18 protein-coding genes are annotated in these 22,442 nt (G+C 64.3%); 5 read left to right on the forward strand and 13 right to left on the reverse strand.

Annotation, left to right across the window (positions count from 1 at the left end):
- Positions 1-122: 122 nt before the first annotated feature.
- The 3 genes from dnaG to AWB67_RS17025 form a co-directional block, all read right to left on the reverse strand.
- The gene (gene dnaG / locus AWB67_RS17015) at positions 123-1,997 is read right to left on the reverse strand and encodes a DNA primase (protein WP_087657419.1); all 1,875 of its coding nucleotides are present in this window, start codon (positions 1,995-1,997) and stop codon (positions 123-125) included.
- 13 nt (positions 1,998-2,010) lie between these two features.
- Positions 2,011-2,457, reverse strand: coding sequence for a GatB/YqeY domain-containing protein (locus AWB67_RS17020; protein WP_087657470.1), 447 nt, complete (start codon positions 2,455-2,457; stop codon positions 2,011-2,013).
- A 353-nt stretch (positions 2,458-2,810) separates the two neighbouring features.
- On the reverse strand, positions 2,811-4,043 hold the full coding sequence (locus AWB67_RS17025; protein ID WP_087657471.1) for a BaiN/RdsA family NAD(P)/FAD-dependent oxidoreductase: 1,233 nt from the start codon (positions 4,041-4,043) through the stop codon (positions 2,811-2,813).
- 99 nt (positions 4,044-4,142) lie between these two features.
- Here AWB67_RS17025 and tsaD point away from each other — a divergent pair, with 99 nt between their 5' ends.
- The gene (gene tsaD / locus AWB67_RS17030) at positions 4,143-5,171 is read left to right on the forward strand and encodes a tRNA (adenosine(37)-N6)-threonylcarbamoyltransferase complex transferase subunit TsaD (RefSeq protein WP_087657420.1); all 1,029 of its coding nucleotides are present in this window, start codon (positions 4,143-4,145) and stop codon (positions 5,169-5,171) included.
- On the opposite strand, the gene AWB67_RS17035 is transcribed toward tsaD, so the two are convergent.
- Together AWB67_RS17035 and AWB67_RS17040 are read right to left on the reverse strand one after the other, a co-directional pair.
- A complete protein-coding gene (locus tag AWB67_RS17035; RefSeq protein WP_087657421.1) occupies positions 5,168-5,794 on the reverse strand; it encodes a glutathione S-transferase family protein in 627 nt (208 codons plus the stop codon). The two genes, tsaD and AWB67_RS17035, sit on opposite strands and share 4 nt — an antisense overlap.
- Before the next feature lie 35 nt (positions 5,795-5,829).
- On the reverse strand, positions 5,830-7,059 hold the full coding sequence (locus AWB67_RS17040; protein WP_087657472.1) for an MFS transporter: 1,230 nt from the start codon (positions 7,057-7,059) through the stop codon (positions 5,830-5,832).
- Between the two features lie 103 nt (positions 7,060-7,162).
- On the opposite strand from AWB67_RS17040, the gene AWB67_RS17045 reads away from it, so the two are divergent.
- Positions 7,163-8,047 (forward strand): LysR substrate-binding domain-containing protein, encoded by an 885-nt coding sequence (locus AWB67_RS17045; RefSeq protein ID WP_087657422.1) that lies wholly within the window; start codon positions 7,163-7,165, stop codon positions 8,045-8,047.
- Positions 8,048-8,101: 54 nt separating this feature from the next.
- Here AWB67_RS17045 and folE2 read toward each other — a convergent pair whose 3' ends face one another.
- The 4 genes from folE2 to AWB67_RS17065 form a co-directional block, all read right to left on the reverse strand.
- Positions 8,102-8,905 (reverse strand): GTP cyclohydrolase FolE2, encoded by an 804-nt coding sequence (gene folE2, locus AWB67_RS17050; protein WP_087657423.1) that lies wholly within the window; start codon positions 8,903-8,905, stop codon positions 8,102-8,104.
- 164 nt (positions 8,906-9,069) lie between these two features.
- Positions 9,070-10,989 (reverse strand): 1-deoxy-D-xylulose-5-phosphate synthase, encoded by a 1,920-nt coding sequence (gene dxs, locus AWB67_RS17055; protein ID WP_087657424.1) that lies wholly within the window; start codon positions 10,987-10,989, stop codon positions 9,070-9,072.
- Positions 10,990-11,068: 79 nt separating this feature from the next.
- Entirely contained in the window at positions 11,069-11,956 is an 888-nt protein-coding gene (locus AWB67_RS17060) for a polyprenyl synthetase family protein (protein WP_087657425.1), read from the reverse strand.
- Positions 11,953-12,255 carry an exodeoxyribonuclease VII small subunit gene (locus AWB67_RS17065; protein ID WP_087657426.1) on the reverse strand — a complete coding sequence of 101 codons (303 nt, stop codon included), beginning with the start codon at positions 12,253-12,255 and terminating at the stop codon, positions 11,953-11,955. The genes AWB67_RS17060 and AWB67_RS17065 overlap by 4 nt, the downstream gene beginning before the upstream one ends.
- 307 nt (positions 12,256-12,562) lie before the next feature.
- Between AWB67_RS17065 and AWB67_RS17070 the strand changes: the two genes are divergently transcribed.
- Both AWB67_RS17070 and AWB67_RS17075 read left to right on the forward strand, forming a co-directional pair.
- Positions 12,563-13,669 (forward strand): aromatic ring-hydroxylating oxygenase subunit alpha, encoded by a 1,107-nt coding sequence (locus AWB67_RS17070; protein ID WP_087657427.1) that lies wholly within the window; start codon positions 12,563-12,565, stop codon positions 13,667-13,669.
- A 125-nt stretch (positions 13,670-13,794) separates the two neighbouring features.
- Entirely contained in the window at positions 13,795-14,664 is an 870-nt protein-coding gene (locus AWB67_RS17075; RefSeq protein WP_087657428.1) for a sulfurtransferase, read from the forward strand.
- A 12-nt stretch (positions 14,665-14,676) separates the two neighbouring features.
- Here AWB67_RS17075 and AWB67_RS17080 read toward each other — a convergent pair whose 3' ends face one another.
- From AWB67_RS17080 to polA, 3 genes are all read right to left on the reverse strand, one after another.
- Positions 14,677-15,552, reverse strand: coding sequence for a dienelactone hydrolase family protein (locus AWB67_RS17080; protein WP_087657429.1), 876 nt, complete (start codon positions 15,550-15,552; stop codon positions 14,677-14,679).
- 230 nt (positions 15,553-15,782) lie between these two features.
- Positions 15,783-17,120 (reverse strand): NAD(P)/FAD-dependent oxidoreductase, encoded by a 1,338-nt coding sequence (locus AWB67_RS17085; RefSeq protein ID WP_087657430.1) that lies wholly within the window; start codon positions 17,118-17,120, stop codon positions 15,783-15,785.
- Positions 17,121-17,261: 141 nt separating this feature from the next.
- The gene (gene polA, locus AWB67_RS17090) at positions 17,262-20,000 is read right to left on the reverse strand and encodes a DNA polymerase I (RefSeq protein WP_087657431.1); all 2,739 of its coding nucleotides are present in this window, start codon (positions 19,998-20,000) and stop codon (positions 17,262-17,264) included.
- A 1-nt stretch (position 20,001) separates the two neighbouring features.
- Between polA and AWB67_RS17095 the strand changes: the two genes are divergently transcribed.
- Positions 20,002-20,751 (forward strand): LOG family protein, encoded by a 750-nt coding sequence (locus AWB67_RS17095; protein WP_087657432.1) that lies wholly within the window; start codon positions 20,002-20,004, stop codon positions 20,749-20,751.
- A gap of 66 nt (positions 20,752-20,817) precedes the next feature.
- Here the strand turns inward: AWB67_RS17095 and AWB67_RS17100 are convergent, their stop codons facing one another.
- Complete coding sequence (locus AWB67_RS17100; protein WP_087657433.1) at positions 20,818-22,347, reverse strand: AMP nucleosidase; 1,530 nt, start codon at positions 22,345-22,347, stop codon at positions 20,818-20,820.
- Positions 22,348-22,442: the final 95 nt, after the last annotated feature.

Genomic DNA, 22,442 nt, shown 5'->3' on the forward strand with positions numbered 1-22,442 from the left:
GCCATTTGCCTTTTTCGCCTGTGCCCTTAACACATCTTCAAGCTGATATGCGGGCGCCGTACAAGGAAAACAAACTCAGAAAAAACAACTTGCTGAAAACCTGAAATTATAGCATCGCCGGTCTAGCTATCCCGGCTCACAACCCGCGCCGCCTTGATCTGTGCAGCCTTGGCCGAGAGCTCGCTGAACTCGGCAACTTCCTCCGCCGACAGCGTCGCCTGCCGCGCCAGCTGGTCCAGTCGCGCGCGATAGCTGTCGTGGCGCAGCTTGATAACCGTCGCCTGCAGCTCTTCGGCGAGCAGTTTCTTCTGTTCCTGGACCCTTTCGGACGCGCTTTCGTCCGCCGGATCGATCATCAAATCCCGTCCATTTTCATCATAGGCGAGAATTTCCTGAAAGATATCTTCGTACGTGGGCGCATTCGGACCGTTTTGCAGGAGATCCTTGAGCACCGGAAACTCCGCGTCCGCCCCGAGTTCGCGTGCATGGCCGATCACTTCGCCGAACAGCTCGCCATGCTCGGTCATCAAGACGAGCGTCTGCTCGCTCTCCTGGTCGAGCGCTTTCGCGATGCTCGGATACATCACCAGATTGCGCAGCGCCCGCTGCTCCTGGCCCGTCACGCGCCGACGCTCGCTCTTCGGCACCGCGCGGCGCGCGACCGCCGCCGCGCGCGAATCGATGTCGCAGAGCGCGGCGATTTCCGCAAATGGCGTCGAGAGCCGGTCTGCCAGCATGTGCAATATCTGCACCCGCAGCGCGTTCGCCGGCAGCGCCTGCAGAAGCGGCTTCGCGTCGAACAGCGCCTTCGCGCGGCCTTCCGGCTGATCCAGCTCCTTATCGTTCAGCACTTCGTTGAGCAGAAACTGCGACAGCGGCATCGCCCGGTCGACCTGTTCGCCGAAACCATCCGCGCCGAATTCGCGCACGTAACTGTCCGGATCGTGCTCCTTCGGCAGGAACAGGAAACGGATCGTGCGGTTGTCGGCGGCGTGCGGCAGGCACGCTTCAAGCGCACGGCGGGCGGCGCGCCGTCCGGCCGAATCGCCGTCGAAACTGAAGACGACCGTCTCCGTCTGCCGGAACAGCTTCTGGACATGGACCGGCGTGCACGCGGTGCCAAGCGTCGCGACGGCGTTCGCGAACCCGAGTTGCGCGAGCGCCACGACGTCCATATACCCTTCGACGACCAGCACATAGCCCAGTTCGCGGATCGCGAGACGCGCCTCGAACAGCCCGTAAAGCTCGCTGCCCTTGCTAAATAGCGGCGTTTCGGGCGAATTCAAATACTTGGGCTCGCCGCTGTCGAGAATGCGCCCGCCGAAGCCGATCACGTTCCCCTTCACGTTGCGGATCGGGAACATCACGCGTTCGCGGAAACGGTCGTATCGACGGGATTGGCCCTGCGCGTCGTTCTTCTCGCTGACGATCACAAGTCCCGCCTCGACCAAATTGTCGCTGCGGTAGTCGGGGAATGCGGTTTCGAGGTTCTGCCAGCCGTCGGGCGCGTAGCCGAGGCCGAAGCGCGCGGCGATCTCGCCCGTCAGCCCGCGCTTTTTGAGGTACGCGATCGCATTCGGCGCGCCGCGCAACTGCTTGCGATAAAAATCGCAGGCAGCCTGCATGACTTCGGTCAGCGCGACGCTCACGGCCTTGCTCGGCCCGGGCGCGTAGCCTTCGCCGCTGCCGCCCCTGAACGAAGACGGTTCCTGCGGCACGGTCAGCCCGCACGATTGCGCGAGTTCCTTGACGGCTTCCGGGAACGTGAGGCCGGTGTGATCCATGAGAAAGCTGATCGCCGTGCCGTGCGCGCCGCAACCGAAGCAGTGATAGAACTGCTTGGTCGGGCTGACCGTGAACGACGGGCTTTTCTCGTTGTGGAACGGACAAAGCCCCATGAAATTCGCGCCGCCCTTCTTCAACTGGACGAAGCGGCCCACCACGTCGACGATATCGACGCGGTTGAGCAGGTCCTGCAGGAAAGCGTGCGGAATCACCGTGGAAACGCGCTTACTTCGTCAGCGCCGCTTTCACCTGCGCCGAGACGGCCGTCATGTCGGCCTTGCCCGCGAGCTTCGGCTTCAGCACGCCCATCACCTTGCCCATGTCTTGCGGGCCGGCGGCGCCCGTCGCGGCGACGGCGGCCGCGACTTCCGCCGCGATCGCTTCCGCCGAGAGTTGCTCCGGCATGTAGGCGGCGAGCACGGTCAGCTCGGCGCTTTCCTTTGCGACCAGATCGTCGCGGCCGGCGGCCTGGAACTGGCTGATCGAGTCCTTGCGCTGCTTCATCATCTTGTCGATGACGGCGGTCACGGCGGCGTCGTCAAGGGTGACGCGCTCGTCGACCTCACGCTGCTTGATCGCGGCGAGCAACAGGCGAATAGTTCCGAGGCGCTCGGTTTCCCGCGCGCGCATCGCGTTTTTCATGTCGTCGCTGATCTGGTCCTTGAGGCTCATCATTTACCCGTGCAATTGCAATTTTTGAAAAGATTGGGCCGGCGGCTTTTGCTTCGAACGCTTGGAAAAACCGCGCGAAATAAAGCAAAAACCCGCTTGGGATGCTTCCTCAAGCGGGACCGTGGAGTGGCGAACAGGCCGGCTGGTGCGAAACAAATGGAGCTTCCTTGTCGCGTTTCAATGTGACTGTTCGCTTCGCGTCTCCTGATTCGCGCGTTCGGGCATTTTTACGCTTCGTATTCAGCCCGCGCCGATCGACCCGATGGTTCAATCGAGTATAGCAGTTCGATAGTGCCGTTTCGAGATAGCGGCAAACCCTGCAAGCGCCGCGCCGCAAGGCTCGTAGCGCTGCTCTATACGGAGTCGCGCAACGCCTGTTCGCGGGCGAATTCGGCGGCGGCTTGCCCCGCCACCACGCCCGATGCCCACGCCCACTGGAAGTTGTAGCCGCCAAGCCAGCCGGTAACGTCTACCGCCTCGCCGATGAAATAGAGGCCGGGGACGCGCGCGCTCATCATCGTCGCAGAAGAAAGCTCGCGCGTATCGACACCGCCGCGCGTCACTTCCGCCTTGCGATAGCCTTCGGTGCCGTTCGGGGTGAGCGTCCAGCGCGACAACGACTCACCGATCGCCTTGAGCGTGCGGTCGGGGAGATCGGCCAGGCGCGCGTCGGCGGGCACGCGTTGCGCTTCGAGCCACGTATGCGCGAGGCGCGCCGGTACGTGCTCGGACAGAAATGTGCCAATCTGCTTTTTCGAGCCGGCCTTTGCAACGACCAGCGTTTCAGCCGGATCGAGGCCCGGCAGCAGGTCGATGTGAATTGGCTCAGAAGGATTCCAGTAGCTCGAAATCTGCAGCACGCCGGGGCCGGAGAGCCCGCGATGGGTGAGCAGCAGATCCTCGGAGAACTCACCGCGCGTCTTGCCCTTGCCCGTGCTCAACTCCACCGCCACCGACAGCCCCGACAGCGCCGAGAACGGCGCCCAGTCGTCGGCGGCGAAGGTAAGCGGGACGAGTGCCGGACGCGTATCGATGAGCTTGTGGCCGAACTGCTTCGCGACGCGATAGCCGAAATCCGTCGCGCCGATCTTCGGGATCGACAGGCCGCCGGTCGCGATGATCAACGCGGCGGCGTCGATCGTGCCGGCGGTCGTGTCCAGCGCGAAGCGCTCGCCGTCGCGGCGGATCGCATCGACCGTCACCGGACGGCGCCACGCCACCTGGCCGCCGTCGCACTCGCTTTTCAGGACGTCGATGACCGATTCGCTGGAGTCGTCGCAAAAAAGCTGGCCCTTGTGCTTCTCGTGCCAACTGACGCGGTACTTCTTGAGCAGCGCCAGAAAATCGCGTGGCGTGTAGCGCGCGAGCGCCGAGCGGCAAAAATGCGGATTCGCCGACAAAAAGTTCGCCGGTCCCGCGTTGATGTTCGTGAAGTTGCAGCGCCCGCCGCCCGAGATGCGGATTTTTTCGGCGAGACGCTCGGCGTGGTCGATCAGCACGACGCGGCGGCCGCTTTGTGCTGCGACCGCGGCGCTCATCATGCCCGCCGCGCCGGCGCCGATGACGGCGATATCGAAGGATTTCATGGCGCGCATTGTAACCGGGGCGCCCTCGCCAAGCCCTTGACCGGAAACGCGCAAAGGGCCCCGCTGCTATACTTTGACGTTACCCTGACCCCCAATCCCATGCTAGTTCTCGGCATCGAAAGCTCCTGCGACGAAACCGGCCTCGCGCTCTACGACACCGAGCGCGGCCTGCTTTCGCACGCGCTGCACTCGCAGATCGCGATGCATCGCGAATACGGCGGCGTCGTGCCCGAACTCGCGTCGCGCGATCACATCCGGCGGGCACTGCCGCTGCTCGAACAGGTGATGGCCGAAGCGGGCACGGCGCGCGGCGACATCGACGCCATTGCGTTCACGCAGGGCCCGGGCCTCGCGGGCGCGCTGCTGGTGGGCGCGAGCATCGCGAATTCGCTCGCGATGGCGTGGGACAAACCGACCGTCGGCATCCATCATCTCGAAGGGCATCTGCTCTCGCCGCTCCTGGTGGATGAACCGCCGCCGTTTCCATTCGTCGCGCTGCTGGTGTCGGGCGGGCACACGCAACTGATGCGCGTGACCGACGTCGGCGAGTACGAAACGCTCGGCGAAACGCTTGACGACGCCGCTGGCGAAGCCTTCGACAAAACCGCCAAGCTGCTCGGCCTGGGCTACCCGGGTGGCCCCGAAGTCTCACGGATGGCGGAATTCGGCACGCCGGGCGCCATCACGCTGCCGCGCCCGATGCTGCATTCCGGCGACCTCGATTTCAGCTTCAGCGGCCTGAAAACCGCCGTCCTCACGCAGAGTCGCAAGCTCGGCGCGAACGTCTGCGAGCAGGCGAAGGCGGATCTGGCACGCGGTTTCGTCGATGCCGCCGTCGACGTGCTCGTCGCGAAATCGCTCGCGGCGCTGAAGCGCACGGGGCTGAATCGCCTCGTGGTGGCGGGCGGCGTGGGTGCCAACCGGCAGCTGCGCGAGGCGCTCTCGGCGGCGGCGAAAAAGCGCCGCTTCGACGTCCACTATCCCGATCTGTCGCTCTGCACCGACAACGGCGCGATGATCGCGCTCGCCGGCGCGCTGCGTCTCACGCGCTGGCCCGAGCAGGCCGTGCGCGACTACGCGTTCACCGTCAAGCCGCGCTGGGACCTCACTTCGCTCGCGACCGCCTAACTCGGCGGATTGAACGGCTGCACGATCGCCTTGAACGCGGGCAGCGCCTCGCACTTGTCCGCGTGCGCGATCAGCGTCGGCCAGCGGGTCGGCGTAAAGAGCGCCGGATGCGCCTCGCGAGCAAAACGCAGCGCGCAGGCCACCGCGATATCCGCGTGGCCGATCGCATCGCCGAACCAGTACGGCGTCGCGCGCGGGGCACGGTCGGCTTCGAGCACGTCCAGCACGCGCTCCACTTGCCCCGTGCAACGTTTCACCCACACTTCCGACTCTTCCTTGTGCAGCACACGCTCATAGACGAGCGCGACGGCCTTGTCGCCGAGACCCGTCGCGAGCGCGCAGATCTTCTGCGCCTGACGCCGCGCCGGGCCTGATGCCGCCATCATTCGTTTCGCTTCGCCCGCTTCTTCATCGAGATAGTCGAGGATCATCGCGCTTTCGATCAACACCTCGCCCGAATCGAGGACGAGCGTCGGCACGCGGACGAGCGGATTGAACGGCGCGACCTTGTCGGCATCGCCGAAGACGGACCACGGCTTGTGCTCGAAGGGCATCCCGTAAAGCGTCAACGCGATGGCGACGCGCCGCACGAACGGTGAATCGTATTGGCCGATCAGGATCACGGCATGGCTCCGCTTTTTATTTTGGGACAGCCAGTTTAAGGTCGCGCGGGCCTCGGAAACAATGGCCATGCGGCGAGCGCGACGGCGCTTGCGACGAACCATACCGTGCCCCACGAGCCCACAGCGAGCACATGCGGAATCGCGAGCGGCGTAAGGAACAGTCCGAAGTAGACCGCTGTGTTCGCCATGCCGAGCGCGGTGCCGGCGCGTTCGGTACCGGCGAGCGTCGCGAGTTCGGTGTACGCGACGCCGTGCCACGCCGACACGCAAATCCCGGCGAACGCGACGAGTGCCATCAGCAGCGCGCCCGACGCGTGTCCGAACGCAAACGCGAGTGCCAGCACGATGAACGAAGCGGCGGCGACGATCGTCGAGCCGCGCAGATACGCGCGCCGGTTCCCGCGACGATCGGTTAAACGCCCGCTCCAGACACGCATCGCCATCGCGCCGATCTGGACGGCGGCCATCGTCCCGCTGATCGCCGCGATGCCGAGGTGCGCGGCGTCGTGCAGAAAGACGGTCGCGAAGGTCAGCACGGCCATCTGCGGCGAGCACAGAATGCCGATGCCGAGCACGATGCGCCAGATCCGCCGGTCGCGCAGGGGCTCGCCGCCTTTTCTGGCGCCCGGTGCGGCTTGTGAATAAGGCGCTTCGTGCAGCCAGCGCCACGCAAACCCTGCCGATACCGCGCACATCGCCGCGAGCACGCCGTACACGGCCGCGAATCCGGACGAAGCCGCGAGCCACGGCAGCAAAAGTGCGCCGAGCCCGCCGCCGAGCGGTACGGCCGTCTGGCGGATGCTCATCGCGAGGCCGCGCTCGCCTTCGCGGAACCACGCCATCACCGCGCGCCCGCTCGACCCGTTGACGCTCCCGCCGACCAACCCCGTCACGCACATCGCGGCGACGAGCCAGCCGAGCGCGGGCACCGCGTCCCCCGCCGACGGCGCGAGAAACAACGCCATCGCAAAAAGTGCGGCGGCGGTGGCCGCGAGGCCGGAGAGCAACACGGGGCGGTCGCCCCAGCGGTCAGTGAGCATGCCCCACGGCAGTTCCGACAGCGCGACGCCCAGCCCCATCGCGCCGAGCACGAGGCCGAGTTCCGCATTGCCGAGGTGATACGCCGAGCGCAGCCAGATGGCGGTCGTCGGGATGCCGGCTGCCGCCGCCGAGAAACTCGCGTTGGCCGCGACGCCGACGGCCAGCACTTTCCAGCGATGCCCTTCGTCGTGCGCGTTCGACTGCCATGTCAGCGATGTCGCCATGATCCTGTTCTCCTGAAATTGACCGGAGCAGTGTCGCGCGTTAGGATCGTCCTGAATATCGGAAATTTTGGTATCGATAGTTCGATAAAACAGGACGTTGACCATGAACCAAGTGTCATTCGATCTCGCGGTGCTGCGCAGCTTTGTCGCGGGGATGGATTTGGGGAGTTTCGCGAAGGCGGCGGATCGCGTCGGCCGCTCGACGTCGGCGGTAAGCGCGCAGATCCGCAAGCTCGAGGAGCAGGCGGGCACGACGCTTTTTCGCAAATCAGGCCGCGGTCTGGCGCTGACCGAAGCCGGCGAGATCATGCTGCGATACGCGCGGCGGCTCGTCGAACTGAACGACGAAGCCGTCGTCGCGATGCGCGGCGTCGATCTGGAGGGCTGGATTCGGCTCGGCTTGCAGGAGGATTTCGGCGAGGTCGTGCTGCCGGACGTGCTCGGGCGCTTTGCGCGGGCGCATCCGAAGGTGCGGATCGAAGCGCGGGTCGCGCGTAATGCCGAACTGATGGAGCGCATCGAGACGAATCAGCTCGATCTTGCGCTTGTCTGGGGCGGTTCGACGGAGCCGATCGCGGTGCCGCCGATGTGCTGGATCGGCTCGTCAGCGGTGCCGTTTTCGCGCGATGCGGGTGAGCCGCTGCCGCTCGTCGCGTTCGACCGGCAGTGTCTCTTTTTCAGCGCCGCGACCGCTGCGCTCGATCGCGCGGGGATCGAATGGCGCGTGGCGTTCACGAGTCCGAGTCTCGCCGGATTGTGGGCCGCGGCGGCCGCGGGGCTCGGGGTGACGGTGCGCACGCGTTACGGTTTGCCGTCGACCGTGCGCGCCCTCGATTCGCAGGAGTCCGGCCTCCCATCGCTGCCAACGATCCCGCTGACGCTCGAACGCGCCTCGGCGACGGCGCCCGCGCCGATCGAACGGCTCGCGTCGATTTTGCTCGACGCGGTGCGCGGCGGGCCGTCGGCGCTTGAGAGGATCACGGCGTAAACGAATAAGCCGATCTCGCGACCGGCTTTTCTTTCTGCGTCAAAGCGAGGGATTTCAGCCGCGCTTGTCCCGCTCAATCACCGCATACGCGCTGTGATTGTGAATCGACTCGAAATTCTCGGCTTCCAGCACATAAGCGACGATCCGCGCGTCTTCGTTCAGCCGCGTCGCGACATCGCGCACCAGATCCTCGACGAACTTCGGATTCTCATACGCCCGCTCGGTGACGAACTTCTCGTCGGGCCGCTTGAGCATGCCCCACAACTCGCACGACGCCTCTTCCTCCGCGACCCGGATCAAATCCTCCACGGGCATATCGCTGGCGAGTTCAGCGGAAATCGTCACGTGGGAGCGCTGATTGTGCGCACCGTACTGCGAAATCTTCTTCGAGCACGGGCACAGGCTCGTGACCGGAACGAGCACCTTCAGCGACATACGCGTCTCGCCGTCGCGCAATTCGCCCGTCAGCGTCACCTCGTAGTCCATCAGGCTCTCGACGCCCGACACCGGCGCCGTCTTCATCACGAAATACGGAAACGACACCTCGATGCGCCCCGCCTGCGCTTCCAGCTTCGCCAGCATCGAAGCAAGCATCGTGCCGAACGCGGCCTGATCGAGCGGCGCGCGATGTTCGTCGAGCAGCGCGACAAATCGCGACATATGCGTGCCCTTCTGCTCGGCGGGCAGGTGAACGTCGAGATTCCACACGCCGATGCTCGGCTGCAGTTCGCCGCTTTGCGTGCGCACGGTCAGCGGATAGCGCACGCCCTTCACGCCGACGCGCTGGATCGGAATCTGGCGGGTGTCGGGCGTGCTTTGCACGTCGGGCATCACGAAGGCGGGATTCATCTGATTCATGTTCTTATGTCCTGATCCGCCGCGCGCTTGAGTCCGGGGCGACGCGCGGCGTGAAATCGGTAAGGCGGACTTCGCGGGGCGAAGTCGCTTTGTAGTGACTGTCGTATTCGATGTGACGAGCGAGGCGCGCGTTCCCCGGACGCGCCTTTCACATCGTGTTGCAGTTACGCGACGCGCTTGGTCAGCTTGCCCGGCACGGCTTCGACGGCGGCGACGTTCAGAAACCGCTCGCGAATCGACTTGGCGATACCCGCGCCGTCCAGCCCGACGCTCGCCAGGAGCTTCACCGGATCGCCGTGATCGATGAAGACGTCGGGCAGACCGAGCTGCAACACCGGCTTGATGACCTGCTGCGCGAGCAGCGCCTCGACGCACGCCGAACCCGCACCGCCCATGATCGCGCCCTCTTCGACCGTCACGAGCACATCGTGCGTCGCGGCGAGTTCGCGCAGCAAGTCGGCGTCGATCGGCTTCACGAAGCGCATGTTGGCGACGGTAGCGTCCAGCTCCGCGCCGGCCGCAAGCGACGGCGCGACCATCGTGCCGAACGCGAGGATCGCAATGCGCTGGCCGGAGCCGAGCTTTTGCGACGATTCGCGACGAATTTCGCCCTTGCCGAGCGGAATCTCGGTCATCTGCTTGACCGTCGCGACGCCCGTGCCGGCGCCGCGCGGATATCGCACGGCGGTCGGATTCGGCTGCTGGAGCGCGGTGTAGAGCATCTGGCGGCATTCGTTTTCGTCGGATGCGGCCATCACCGTCATGTTCGGGATGCAGCGCAGGAACGCGAGGTCGTAGTTGCCCGCGTGCGTCGCGCCGTCCGCGCCGACGAGACCCGCGCGGTCGATCGCGAACACGACCGGCAGATTCTGCAGCGCGACGTCGTGGATCAACTGATCGTAGGCGCGTTGCAGGAACGTCGAATAGATCGCGACGACCGGCTTCATGCCGTCAGCGGCGAGCCCGCCCGCGAAGGTCACCGCATGTTGCTCGGCGATGCCGACGTCGAAATACCGGTCCGGGAAGCGCTTTTCGAACTCCACCATGCCGGAGCCCTCGCGCATGGCCGGCGTGATGCCGACGACGCGCGAATCCTGCGCGGCGGCGTCGCACAGCCACTCGCCGAACACCTGCGTGTAGGTTTTCTTCGAAGGCGCCGTCGACGGCTTGATGCCTTCGGCCGGATTGAACTTGCCCGGGCCGTGGTACAGCACCGGATCGGCCTCGGCGAGCTTGTAGCCCTGTCCCTTTTTCGTCACGACGTGCAGGAATTGCGGGCCGCGCAGTTCCTTGATGTTCTGCAGCGTCGGGATCAGCGAATCGAGATCGTGGCCGTCAATCGGGCCGATGTAGTTGAAGCCGAATTCCTCGAAAAGCGTGGCCGGCACGATCATGCCCTTTGCGTGCTCCTCGAGCTTGCGGGCGAGATCGAGCATGGGCGGCGCGACGCGCAGCACGCGCTCGACGCCCGCGCGCGCCGCCGCGTAGAAACGCCCCGACATCAGTCGCGCGAGATGGCGATTCAGCGCGCCGACCGGCGGCGAAATCGACATGTCGTTGTCGTTCAGGATCACGAGGAGCGGCACGTCGTCTTCCACGCCCGCGTTGTTCATCGCCTCGAAGGCCATGCCGGCGGTCATTGCGCCGTCGCCGATCACGGCGATCGAGTAGCGGTTCTCGCCCTGCAGCTTGCTCGCGATCGCCATGCCGAGCGCCGCCGAAATCGACGTGCTCGAATGCGCCGTGCCGAACGTGTCGTACTCGGACTCGCTGCGGCGCGGGAAGCCGGAAATGCCACCGAGCTGGCGCAGCGTGGGCATCTGGTCGCGGCGGCCGGTCAGGATCTTGTGCGGATACGTCTGATGACCGACGTCCCAGACGATGCGGTCACCGGGGGTGTCGAATACATAGTGCAGCGCGATCGTCAGCTCGACCGTGCCGAGATTCGACGACAGATGACCGCCCGTTTGCGACACGCTGTCGAGCACGTAAGCCCGCAGTTCGTCGGCAAGCGGTTGCAGTTGGCGGCGATCGAGGGCGCGCAGGGCGGCCGGATCGTCGATGGTTTTCAGCAAGTCGTACATCGTCGTCCCATTTTAGGAAAACTGGCGTGGTTCCGTGGCGCGCATTTTGCACTCACGCGCGGGATCACGCATTCAACGTTCAGTGCACCCGGTTCACGACCAGGTCGGCAAGCTCGGCCAGGCGCTGGGCGCGCGCGCCGAACGGTTCGAGCGCGGCGTGCGCGTCGCGGCGCAGTTGCGCGGCGAGTTCGCGCGAGGCGTCGAGTCCGATGATGGAAACGTAGGTGGGTTTATCGTCCTTCGCGTCCTTGCCCGCGGTTTTGCCGAGGGTGGCGGAGTCGGCGGTGACGTCGAGGATGTCGTCCACCACCTGGAATGCAAGGCCTACAGCAGCCGAGTAATCGTCGAGCGCCTTGAGCGCCGCCGCGTCGGGCGTGGCGCCGGCAAGCGCGCCCATGCGTACCGAGGCGCGCAGCAATGCGCCCGTCTTCTTCCGATGCATCGTTTCGAGCTCCGGCCGCGACAGCTTGCGCCCGACGCTTTCAAGGTCGATCGCCTGCCCGCCCGCCATGCCGATCGAACCGCTCGCCAGCGCCAGTTCGCGCACGAGCGCGGCCTGCTGGGCATCGTTCAGACCATTGCCGGCGGTCGTCAACGCGATGAACGCCTGCGATTGCAGCGCATCGCCGACGAGCAGTGCCGTCGCTTCGTCATATTGGACGTGTACCGTAGGCTTTCCGCGACGCAGTGCGTCGTCGTCCATTGCGGGCATGTCGTCATGCACGAGCGAATACACGTGGATCATTTCGAGCGCGGCGCTCGCCGTCTCCACCGCCTGCGCGCTCGCGCCGGTCAGTTCACCCGCGGCCTGGCACAGAAGCGGGCGAACCCGCTTGCCGCCGCCGAGAACCGCGTAGCGCATCGCGTCATGCAGCTTCGCCGGGGCGATGTCCGTGCCCGGCAGGTAGTGTTCCAAGGCCGTCTCGACCCGGTCAAGACTTTCGCGCATCCATTTTTCGAATGTCATAGATCGTCCCCGTTGCCTTGGGCCAAGCGTGCCGCATCGGCGGGCAGGGCCTTGAGCGTCTCGCCATCGAGCACGCGAACCTGTTGCTCGACCTTTTCGAGCTGCTGCTGGCAGAAGCCCACGAGCGCGGCGCCGCGGCGATACGCCGCAAGCGACGCCTCGAGACTCAGCGCCCCGCCTTCCATGTGCGAGACGAGTCCTTCGAGTTCGGTCAGCGCCGCTTCGTAATTCTCCGGAAGCGTCGTGCTATCGGCGTCCGGCGCGCTGGCGGCGGCTTCCTCTATTGCGGTTTTCGCCATGAATCGTTGGTGTGGAATCGAATTTTGGGAACAAGTCGCACATTCTACGGCAAAAGCCGGTTTTCCGACCCTCACCCCGTCCCCACCTTCTGCCCGTTAGCCCACCGGCCAAGGGGGCGGTGTCCGAAAACGCCGCCAATCGTCCAGCCTGCCTTCCCGCGGGATGCGGAACTCCCCGCGCGAATTCGACCCCAAAAGAGACCTTGGCGCCCCGAAAACGGGGTTTTCGGTATAATCGCGGGCTCCCTAAATCGAATTTTCGATGGTTGGGTTGTTCACTGCTTTCACGTTTTCATCGGGAGTGGGAATGTCCAATCTGAGCAATGCATTGCAGCTGAAGGCTGTCCACAGCCAGTTGCCAGTCACGGCTTACTTTGACGAAGCGCTTCTTACGCGCGAAATCGACACACTTTTCAAGCAGGGTCCTCGCTACATCGGGCACGAACTCATGGTGCCCGATGCGGGAAGCTATTTCGCGCTTCCAGGTGAAGGCGAAGGGCGCGTGCTCGTGCGCAACCAGCAATCGCAGATCGAATTGCTGTCGAACGTCTGCCGCCATCGGCAGGCGATCATGCTCAACGGCCGCGGCCGGGCGGACAACATCGTCTGTCCCCTGCATCGCTGGACCTACGATCTCAACGGCCAGTTGCTCGGCGCGCCGCATTTCGCCGACAACCCGTGCCTGAATCTCGGCGCCACGCCGCTGCAGAACTGGCAGGGCCTGCTCTTCGAATCGCAGGGCCGCAACGTCGCGGCGGATCTCGCGCGCCTCGGCACGGCGAAACACTTCGACTTCTCGGGCTTCATGTTCGATCACGTTGAGGTGCATGAGTGCAACTACAACTGGAAGTCCTTCATCGAGGTGTATCTGGAGGATTACCACGTCGCGCCGTTCCATCCGGGCCTCGGCAGCTTCGTCTCGTGCGACGACCTGACCTGGGAATTCGGCGACTGGTACAGCGTCCAGACGGTCGGCGTGCACAAGAATCTCGAGAAGCCGGGCAGCCCGACTTACCGGAAGTGGCACGACCAGGTGCTCAAGTTCCGTAACGGCACGCCGCCTGAATTCGGCGCGATCTGGATGGTGTATTACCCGGGCCTGATGATCGAGTGGTATCCGCACGTGCTGGTCGTGTCATGGCTGATTCCGCGCGGGGCGCAGAAGACGACGAATATCGTCGAGTTCTATTACCCGGAGGAAATTGCGCTGTTCGAGCGCGGGTTCATCGAGGCCGAGCGCGCCGCATATATGGAAACCGCGCGCGAGGACGATGAAATCGCCGAACGCATGGATGCCGGGCGGCGCGCACTGATGTCGCGCGGGGAATCGCAGGTCGGGCCGTATCAGAGTCCGATGGAATCAGGGATGCAGCACTTCCACGAGTTCCTGCGGCATCAGTTGGGCGAGATCTGAGCGGCACGGATCGATCAAAAGACGGGCGTTGAGCCCGTCTTTTTTTGTTTAGACTTAGTCAATCCACTACTCGAAAGCCCAAGCCCTTCCCGCCGATCGGCACATCGGGCGCATCAGGAGCCGCCATGCCGCACACCCGCTACACCACACTCATTTCCGCCGCCAACCTCGCCAGCCGGCTCGACGCCGCCCCAGGCAGCGTGCTTATCTTCGATTGTCGCTTCGACCTCGCCGCGCCCGAATCCGGCGAATCCGAGTACACGGCGGGCCATCTGCCGGGCGCGCATTATCTGCATCTGGATCGCGATCTGTCGGGCACGAAGAACGGCACGAACGGGCGGCATCCGCTGCCGGATCGTGCGGCGCTCGTCGCGACGCTCGCTGCTTTCGGGCTGAACGACGGTCAGCAAGTCGTCGCGTACGACGCGCAGGGCGGCATGTACGCCGCGCGGCTCTGGTGGTTGCTGCGCTGGCTGGGCCACGATTCAGCGGCGCTCCTCGACGGCGGCCTGCAGGCGTGGAAAGCCACCGGCAAGCAGCTTGAAGCCGGCGCGCCCGCGAAGACGCCCGGGAATTTCAAGGCGGCGGCGCCGCTTGCGGTGACCGTCGATGTCCAGGCGGTCGAGCGCAATCTGACAACGCGCGATCACGTCCTGATCGACGCGCGCGCCAACGACCGCTATCGCGGCGAGAACGAGACGATCGACCGGGTCGGCGGGCACATTCCGGGCGCGCTCAATCATTTCTTCAAGGACAACCTGAACGCCGAGGGGCGCTTCAAGACCGCCCACGAACTGCGCGACGCCTACGGCGCGCTGCTTGGCACGACGCCGCCGGATCGCGTCGTGCTGCAATGCGGCTCGGGCGTGACAGCGTGTCACAACGCGCTCGCGATGGAAATCGCCGGTCTGCACGGCGCGGCGCTCTATCCGGGCTCCTGGAGCGAGTGGAGCGCAAACCCCGCACGGCCCGTGGCGACGGGCCCGGCGGCCTGAGAACGCCCTGCGTTACTTCACGCCGTGCTCCTTGAACCACGCAATGGCACGGCGCCAGCCGTCCTCGGCATCCGCCTTCCGGTAGCTCGGGCGATAGTCGGCGAAGAACGCGTGCGGCGCGTCGTCGTACACGACAAATTGCGAGCCGCGCGCACTAGGCGGGCCGTTCGCGATCGCCTGCTTCATCGCCTCGATCGTGTCTTGCGGGATGCTCTGGTCCTGCCGTCCGTACAGACCGAGCACCGGCACCTTCAATTGCGCCGCGTTGTCGATCGGGAAGCTCGGCTTGTTGGCTGTCTTCGGGCCGGTGAGCTGGCCGTACCACGCGACGGCCGCCTTTACGCGCGGATTGTGCTCGGCATAGAGCCACGCGATCCGCCCGCCCAAGCAAAATCCAGTAATGCCGAGCTTGTTCACATCGCCGCCATGCTCGCCTGCCCAGGCGACGGCCGCGTCGACATCGGACAGCACTTGCGAGTCCGGCACCTTCGACGCAATCTGGTCGTTTATCTGCTGAATCGACGGGACAGTCGCCGGGTCGCCTTGACGGATGAAGAACTGCGGAGCGATCGCCAGATAGCCGAGCTTGGCGAAGCGGCGGCAGATATCGGCGATATGTTCGTGCACGCCGAAAATCTCATGCACGACGATGATTACCGGCAGCTTCGTTTTGCCCTTCGGCTGCGCGCGATATGCGGGCACGAGCGTGCCGTCGGCGGCGCGGATGCCGATCGCGCCGGCCTCCAGCCCTTCGGTGTCGGTGGTGATGGTTTGCGCCGAGACGGGCAGCACGGCGGCGGCGAAGCCGGTGCCGATCGTGGCCTTGATGAAGGTGCGGCGGTCGAACGGGACGTGCGGGACGAGGCTGTCGACTTCAGGCTTAAGCATGCGAACTCCTGCGGCAAAGGCCGCCAAGGGCCGCCGGCTGCGCGTAGACGCGCCGGGCGACGCTGATTCGGAGACCGCGCGTCGTGAATCACAAGCCTCGCCACGCGCGGCGCTGCACTGCGGAAAGAGCGCGGCTCAACGTCGCAAGCTGCGTCTTCGGACTGCACGCGCCAGAAGGCGCGCCAGCCATTCTAAACAGCTTTCGCGCGTGCCTGCACGGGTGCCAAACCTCAGTGCAGCTTGACGCGCGGCGCGGTGGAGCGCCGCAGCCAGTGCGCGAAGGTATCGAGCACCATGCGCGGATAGCCGTGCAGCGCGGCGATATGCAGCCGGTACAGCGACATGTACATGAAACGCGCAAAGAGCCCTTCGATCAACATGTTCCCACCGATCAGCCCGCCCATCAGGTTGCCGACCGCGCTGTAATGCCCGAGCGACACCAGCGAGCCGAAGTCGCGATACGTATATTCCGGCAGCGCTTTGCCTTCGAGCCGCCGCGCGAGCGACTTCATCAGGAAGCTCGCCTGCTGGTGCGCGGCCTGCGCGCGCGGCGGCACGTTGCGCTCGTTGCCCGGCCACGCGCACGCGGCGCAATCGCCGATGGCGAAGATGTTGTCGTCGATTTCGGTTTGCAGCGTGCGCCGCACGACGAGCTGACCGAGCCGGTTGGTCGGCAGGCCGTCGAGGTTCGCGAGCACCGCCGGCGCCTTGATGCCGGCCGCCCACACGGTCAAGTCGGCGCGAATGATCTTGCCACTCGCCGTGCGGATCGAATCGCGCGACACTTCGGCCACCGTCTCGCCCGTCATCAGCCTGACGCCGACCTTATTGAGCAACTCGGCGGTCGCCGTCGATACACGCTCCTGCAGCGCCGGCAGAATGCGCGGCCCGGCTTCGATCAGCGCGATGCCGATATCGTGCTTCGGATCGAGCTTGTGCAGCCCGTAGGCGGAAAGCACCTGCGCCGTGTTGCGCAATTCCGCCGACAATTCGACGCCCGTCGCGCCCGCCCCGACGATCGCCACCTGAATGCGCGGCTGCTCCGGCTGTCCTTCGATCACCGGGTCCGGCGCCCGATGCTCCGCGCGCATGCACGCGGCGATCAGGCGTTTGCGAAACAGCTCGGCCTGGCCGACGGTATCGAGCGCGATCGAATTTTCCTGCGCGCCCGCAACGCCGAAGAAGTGTGTCGTGCTGCCGATGGAGATGACGAGCGTGTCGTAGTCGAATTCGCGTTGCGGGATCAGCTCTCCGGCTTCGTCGTCGAGAAGCGGGCCGATCGTGACGCGCTTCGCGGCCCGGTCCAGCCCGATCAATTCGCCCTGCGCGAACTCGAAGCCGTGCCAGAGCGCCTGCGCAGCGTATTCGAGTTCCTGCGTGAACGGGTCCATGCTGCCCGCCGCGACTTCGTGCAGGAGCGGCTTCCAGATGTGCGTCGGGTTGCGGTCGATCAGCGTGATCTGCGCTTGCGGCGTCTTCTTGGGATCGGTCGAACCGTAGCGGTCGCCGAGACGCGTCGCCAGTTCAAGCCCTCCGGCCCCGCCGCCTACGATGATGAAGCGATGCATTGAACTCTCCCTGTGCCGTTACTTGGACTCGTCGATTCTTCGGACATTGGCTTCCTGCTCGCCTCGACAGGCATTGTGCGCGCCCTCCCCATCCGCTCACAAGCCCGTGTTCCGCATGCGCGACATGCGGCTCATGGAAAATCAGTGTGCTTCTTCCCAGTTCGCGCCCGCGCCGACTTCAGCCACGAGCGGCACCTTAAGCGACGCCACGCCGCACATCAGTTCCGGCAGCCGCTTGCGCACTTCCGACAATTCGTCCTCCGGCACTTCGAGCACGAGTTCATCGTGGACCTGCATGATCATCTTCGCCTTGACGTTCGAAGCCTCGATCCAGTCCTGCACCGCGATCATCGAGAGCTTGATGAGGTCGGCTGCGGTGCCCTGCATCGGCGCGTTGATTGCGGCGCGCTCGGCGGCCTGACGGCGCGGTCCGCTGCCTCCATTGATCTCGGGCAACCACAAACGCCTGCCGAAGACGGTCTCGACGAAGCCATCGCGCTTCGCACTCGTGCGCGTGTTCTCCATGTACGCCGCGACGCCCGGATAGCGCGCGAAATAGCGGTCGATGTAGAGCTTTGCGGCATCGCGCGTGATGCCGAGGTTCGACGCAAGGCCGAACGAGCTCATGCCGTAGATCAGCCCGAAGTTGATGACCTTCGCGATGCGCCGCTGATCGCTCGATACTTCGATCGGCGTGACGCTGAAGATCTCCGATGCGGTCGCGCGATGCACGTCCTCGCCCTCGGCGAACGAGCGCATCAGCGATGCGTCGCCGGAGATGTGGGCCATGATGCGCAACTCGATCTGCGAGTAATCCGCCGATACGATCCTGCTGCCCGGCGGCGCGATGAACGCCTCGCGAATGCGCCGCCCTTCGCCCGTGCGCACCGGGATGTTCTGCAAGTTCGGCTCGTTCGACGACAGCCGCCCCGTCACCGCCACAGCCTGCGCATAGTTCGTATGCACGCGTCCCGTCGATGCGTTGACCATGCGGGGCAGCTTGTCGGTGTACGTCGACTTGAGCTTCGACAAGCCGCGATGTTCGAGCAGGATCTTCGGCAGCGGATAGTCTTCGGCGAGTTTCTGAAGTACTTCTTCATCGGTCGATGGCGCGCCGCTCGGCGTCTTCTTGACCACCGGCAATTGCAGCTTCTCAAAGAAGATCTGCCCGATCTGCTTCGGCGAGCCGAGGTTGAATTCGCCGCCCGCGAGTTCATACGCCTCGCCTTCGAGCTGGATCAGGCGCGTCGCGATCTCGCTGCTTTGCTTCTGCAATTTCTCGCGATCGATCAGCACGCCGTTGCGCTCCATCTTGCGCAACACACGCGCCGTCGGCAGTTCGATGTCACGATAGACGTGCAGCAAGCCGTCTTCATTCGCGACTTGCGGATAGAGCGCCTGATGCAATCGCAGCGTGATGTCCGCGTCTTCGGCAGCGTACTCGGCCGCCTTGTCGAGCGCGACTTCATCGAAGCCGATCTGCGATGCGCCCTTGCCCGCCACCTCTTCATACTTGATGGTTTTGACGCCGAGATGGCGCAGCGCGAGGTTGTCCATGTCGTGCGGACGATGCGACTCCAGCACATACGACTGCAACAACGTATCGTGCTCGACGCCCCTGAGTTCGATGCCATAGTTAGCGAGCACCTGCTCGTCGTACTTCAAATGCTGGCCGACCTTCTTCTTCGATGCATCCTCGAGCCACGGCTTGAGCTTCTGCAGAACTTCATCGCGCGGCAACTGCTCGGGTGCATCCGGCCCGCGATGCGCGACCGGAACATAAGCCGCATGCCCCGGCTCGACCGACACCGACAAGCCCACCAGTTGCGCGACCATCGGATCGAGCGCGGTCGTCTCGGTATCGAACGAAGTCAGTTCGGCCGCGTTGATCTTCGCGAGCCATGCGTCGAGTTGCTCCCACGTCTGCACGGTGTCGTAGTGATGGACGATCTCGGTGGCTTCGGCGGGCGGTGTATCGGTCGGGCCCTCCACCGCATCGGCGATCTCGACTTCGCGCAGCCACGTCTTGAAGCCGTGGCGCGTGAAGAGATCGCGCAGTTCATCGCGCGCTTCGGGGCAGCTCGGCAACGTTGCCTGGATCGATTCGATTTGCGAACTCAGGTCGCATTCCGTGTCCACGGTGACGAGTTTTTTCGCCAGCGGCAGGAAGTCGAGAGCCTTGCGCAGATTGTCTCCTACCGCACCTTTGATCTCGCCCGCGTGTGCGACGATGCCATCGAGGGTGTCGTATTGCGTGAGCCACTTCAATGCCGTCTTGGGCCCGCATTTCTCGACGCCCGGCACGTTGTCGACCGTATCGCCGATGAGCGACAGGTAATCGACGATCCGCTCCGGCGGCACGCCGAACTTCCCCAGCACGCCGGCACGATCGAGCGTCTCGTTCGTCATCGTATTGATGAGGGTGACATGATCAGTCACGAGCTGTGCCAAATCCTTGTCGCCCGTCGACACGATCACCTTCATGCCGCGCTTCTCGGCAGCGACGGCCAGCGTACCGATGACGTCATCCGCTTCCACGCCCTCGATCATGACGAGCGGCCAGCCGAGCGCGCGCACGGTCACGTGAATGGGTTCGATCTGACGCGAGAGATCGTCGGGCATCGATGGCCGGTTGGCCTTGTAGTCCGCATACCAGTCGTCGCGAAACGTCTTGCCTTTGGCGTCGAATACGCACGCGCTATACTCTGCATTGATCTCGCGCCGCAAGCGGCGCAACATGTTGATCATCCCATACAGCGCGCCCGTCGGCCCGCCATCGGGTCCGCGTAAATCCGGCATCGCGTGATAAGCACGGTAGAGATAGCTGGATCCGTCGACCAATAGCAGGGTCTTACCTTCAAGACTTAGTTCTTCAGGCATTATGAACAAGAGAAAAGTGATTCCGAGTCTGCGATCGCTCGCAGATCAAGAGCGCGCGACGGCCAAGAAGGCTCGCGCATCGTGGCAGATGTTCACGATTATGGCAGAGTTTATCGAGGCGACCGAGTACCTCTCGGAGATCCGCCCGGCCATCAGCATCTATGGTTCGGCGCGTCTGAAACCCGAGTCGCCTTACTACAAACTCACGATCGAGATCGCCCAAAGATTCTCCGATGCGGGCTTCGCCGTCATCTCCGGCGGTGGCCCCGGCATCATGGAAGCGGCCAATAAAGGCGCGCACGCGGGCAAGTCTCCGTCGGTCGGGCTGAACATCGAGTTGCCGCACGAGCAGTCGGGCAACCAGTGGCAGGACATCTCGCTGCGCTTCCGGCATTTCTTCACGCGCAAGGTCACGTTCGTGAAGAATTCGGATGCGGTCGTGGTGATGCCCGGCGGCTTCGGCACGCTCGACGAACTCGCCGAAGTGCTCACGCTCATTCAGACGAAGAAGTCGCGCCACGTGCCGATCGTTCTGGTGGGCGCGGAGTTCTGGGCGGGTCTCCTCGACTGGTTCAAGACCACGCTGCTCACGAACGGTGTGATCGGCGAGAAGGACCTGAACCTGATGCAGGTGATCGACGATCCGGACCAGGTGCTCGAAGCGGTGCTGAAGTTCTACGAAGACCGCGAGGACGCGGGCGAACAGCCGGCCGAAGGCAAGTCCGACGAAGACCGGATGTTCTATCTCTGATAACGCGATGCGGGCGGCTTTTCGAAGCCGCCCGTTTTCGTTTCGGGCAGGGTTTTCTTCGCAGACTTACTGAAACGCGACTTCCGCGAAGCTGCGCAGCTTGCGGCTGTGGAGCTTCGAGAGCCCGTTCATGCGCAAGAGCTCCATCGCCTTCACGCCGATCTGCAAGTGCTGATCGACTTGCGCGCGATAGAACTGGTCGGCCATGCCGGGCAACTTCAGTTCGCCGTGCAGCGGCTTGTCGGAGACGCACAAGAGCGTGCCGTAGGGAACGCGAAAGCGAAAGCCGTTCGCGGCGATCGTCGCGCTTTCCATGTCGAGCGCAATGGCACGGCTTTGCGACAACCGCTGCACTGGCTCGCGATGATCGCGCAGTTCCCAGTTGCGGTTGTCGACGCTCGCCACCGTTCCCGTACGCATCACGCGCTTCAATTCGACGCCTTCGAGTTGCGTCACCTGCGCGACCGCTTTTTCCAGCGCGACCTGCACTTCGGCCAGCGCCGGAATCGGCACCCAGAGCGGCAGGTCGGCATCGAGAACGTGGTCTTCGCGCACGTAGCCGTGCGCGAGCACATAGTCGCCGAGACGTTGCGTGTTGCGCAGCCCCGCGCAGTGCCCGAGCATGATCCACGCGTGCGGGCGCAGCACGGCGATGTGATCGGTGATCGTCTTGGCATTCGATGGTCCGACGCCGATGTTCACCATCGTGATGCCGCTGCCGTCGGCGCGTTTCAGGTGGTACGCGGGCATCTGCGGCAGACGGGCGGGCTGCGTGCCTTCGTCCTCGAACTGCTCGCTCAGGTTCGCGTTGTAGGTGATCACGTCACCCGGTTCGACGAACGACGAATACTCACTGCGATACGCGCGCGTTTCTTCATCGTCGGCACGCGACATGATCGTGCGGCCGAGCTTCACGAACTCGTCGATATAGAACTGGTAGTTCGTGTAGAGCACGTAGTTCTGGAAATGCGTCGGGAGCGTGGCGGTGTAATGCCGCAGCCGATGCAGCGAGAAATCCACGCGCGCCGCCGTGAAAAGCGCCAGCGGATGCGGCTCGCCCGCTGCCGGCTCGTACGTGCCGTTGACGATGCGATCGTCGAGCAGCGCGAGATCCGGCGTATCGAAGATGTTGCGCATTGCGAGCAGCCGATCGCGATCCAGATCGCCTTCGAGATGGATGCCCTCGGCGAACGCGAAGTGAATCGGGATCGGTTGCGCTGAAACGCCCACTTCGATGCCGACGTGATGGTTCTTCGCCAAAAGCCGCAACTGCTCGCGATAGTAGTCACCGAAGAGATCGGGACGCGTGAGCGTCGTCTCGAAGATGCCGGGCCCCGCGACGAATCCATACGAGCGGCGCGAGTCGATCTGTGTGTTGAGCTCGGTGCGCACGCGCACGAACGGATAGCACGCGCGCACGCGATGCGTGAAGTGCTCGTTCCTCCGATAACGCGCGAAGGCATCGCGCAGGAACGCGGTATTCGCTTCATAAATCGCGTTGACGCGCGAGACGGCGGCGCCGGGATCGTCGAAGGATTCCGTCGGGAAATCGTTGGCGGGTGTGGCCTGGGTGCTCTGAGTCCGGTCGTTTGTCATGATCTTGCGCGCTCTTGTGATGAATCGACATTACCACGGAAGAACGCCAGAACCATGAAGCCCATGCTCGCTGCGTGCGCGCTGCAACACCTTTA

This window comes from Caballeronia terrestris (genome assembly GCF_001544515.1).
GTDB lineage: Bacteria > Pseudomonadota > Gammaproteobacteria > Burkholderiales > Burkholderiaceae > Caballeronia > Caballeronia terrestris.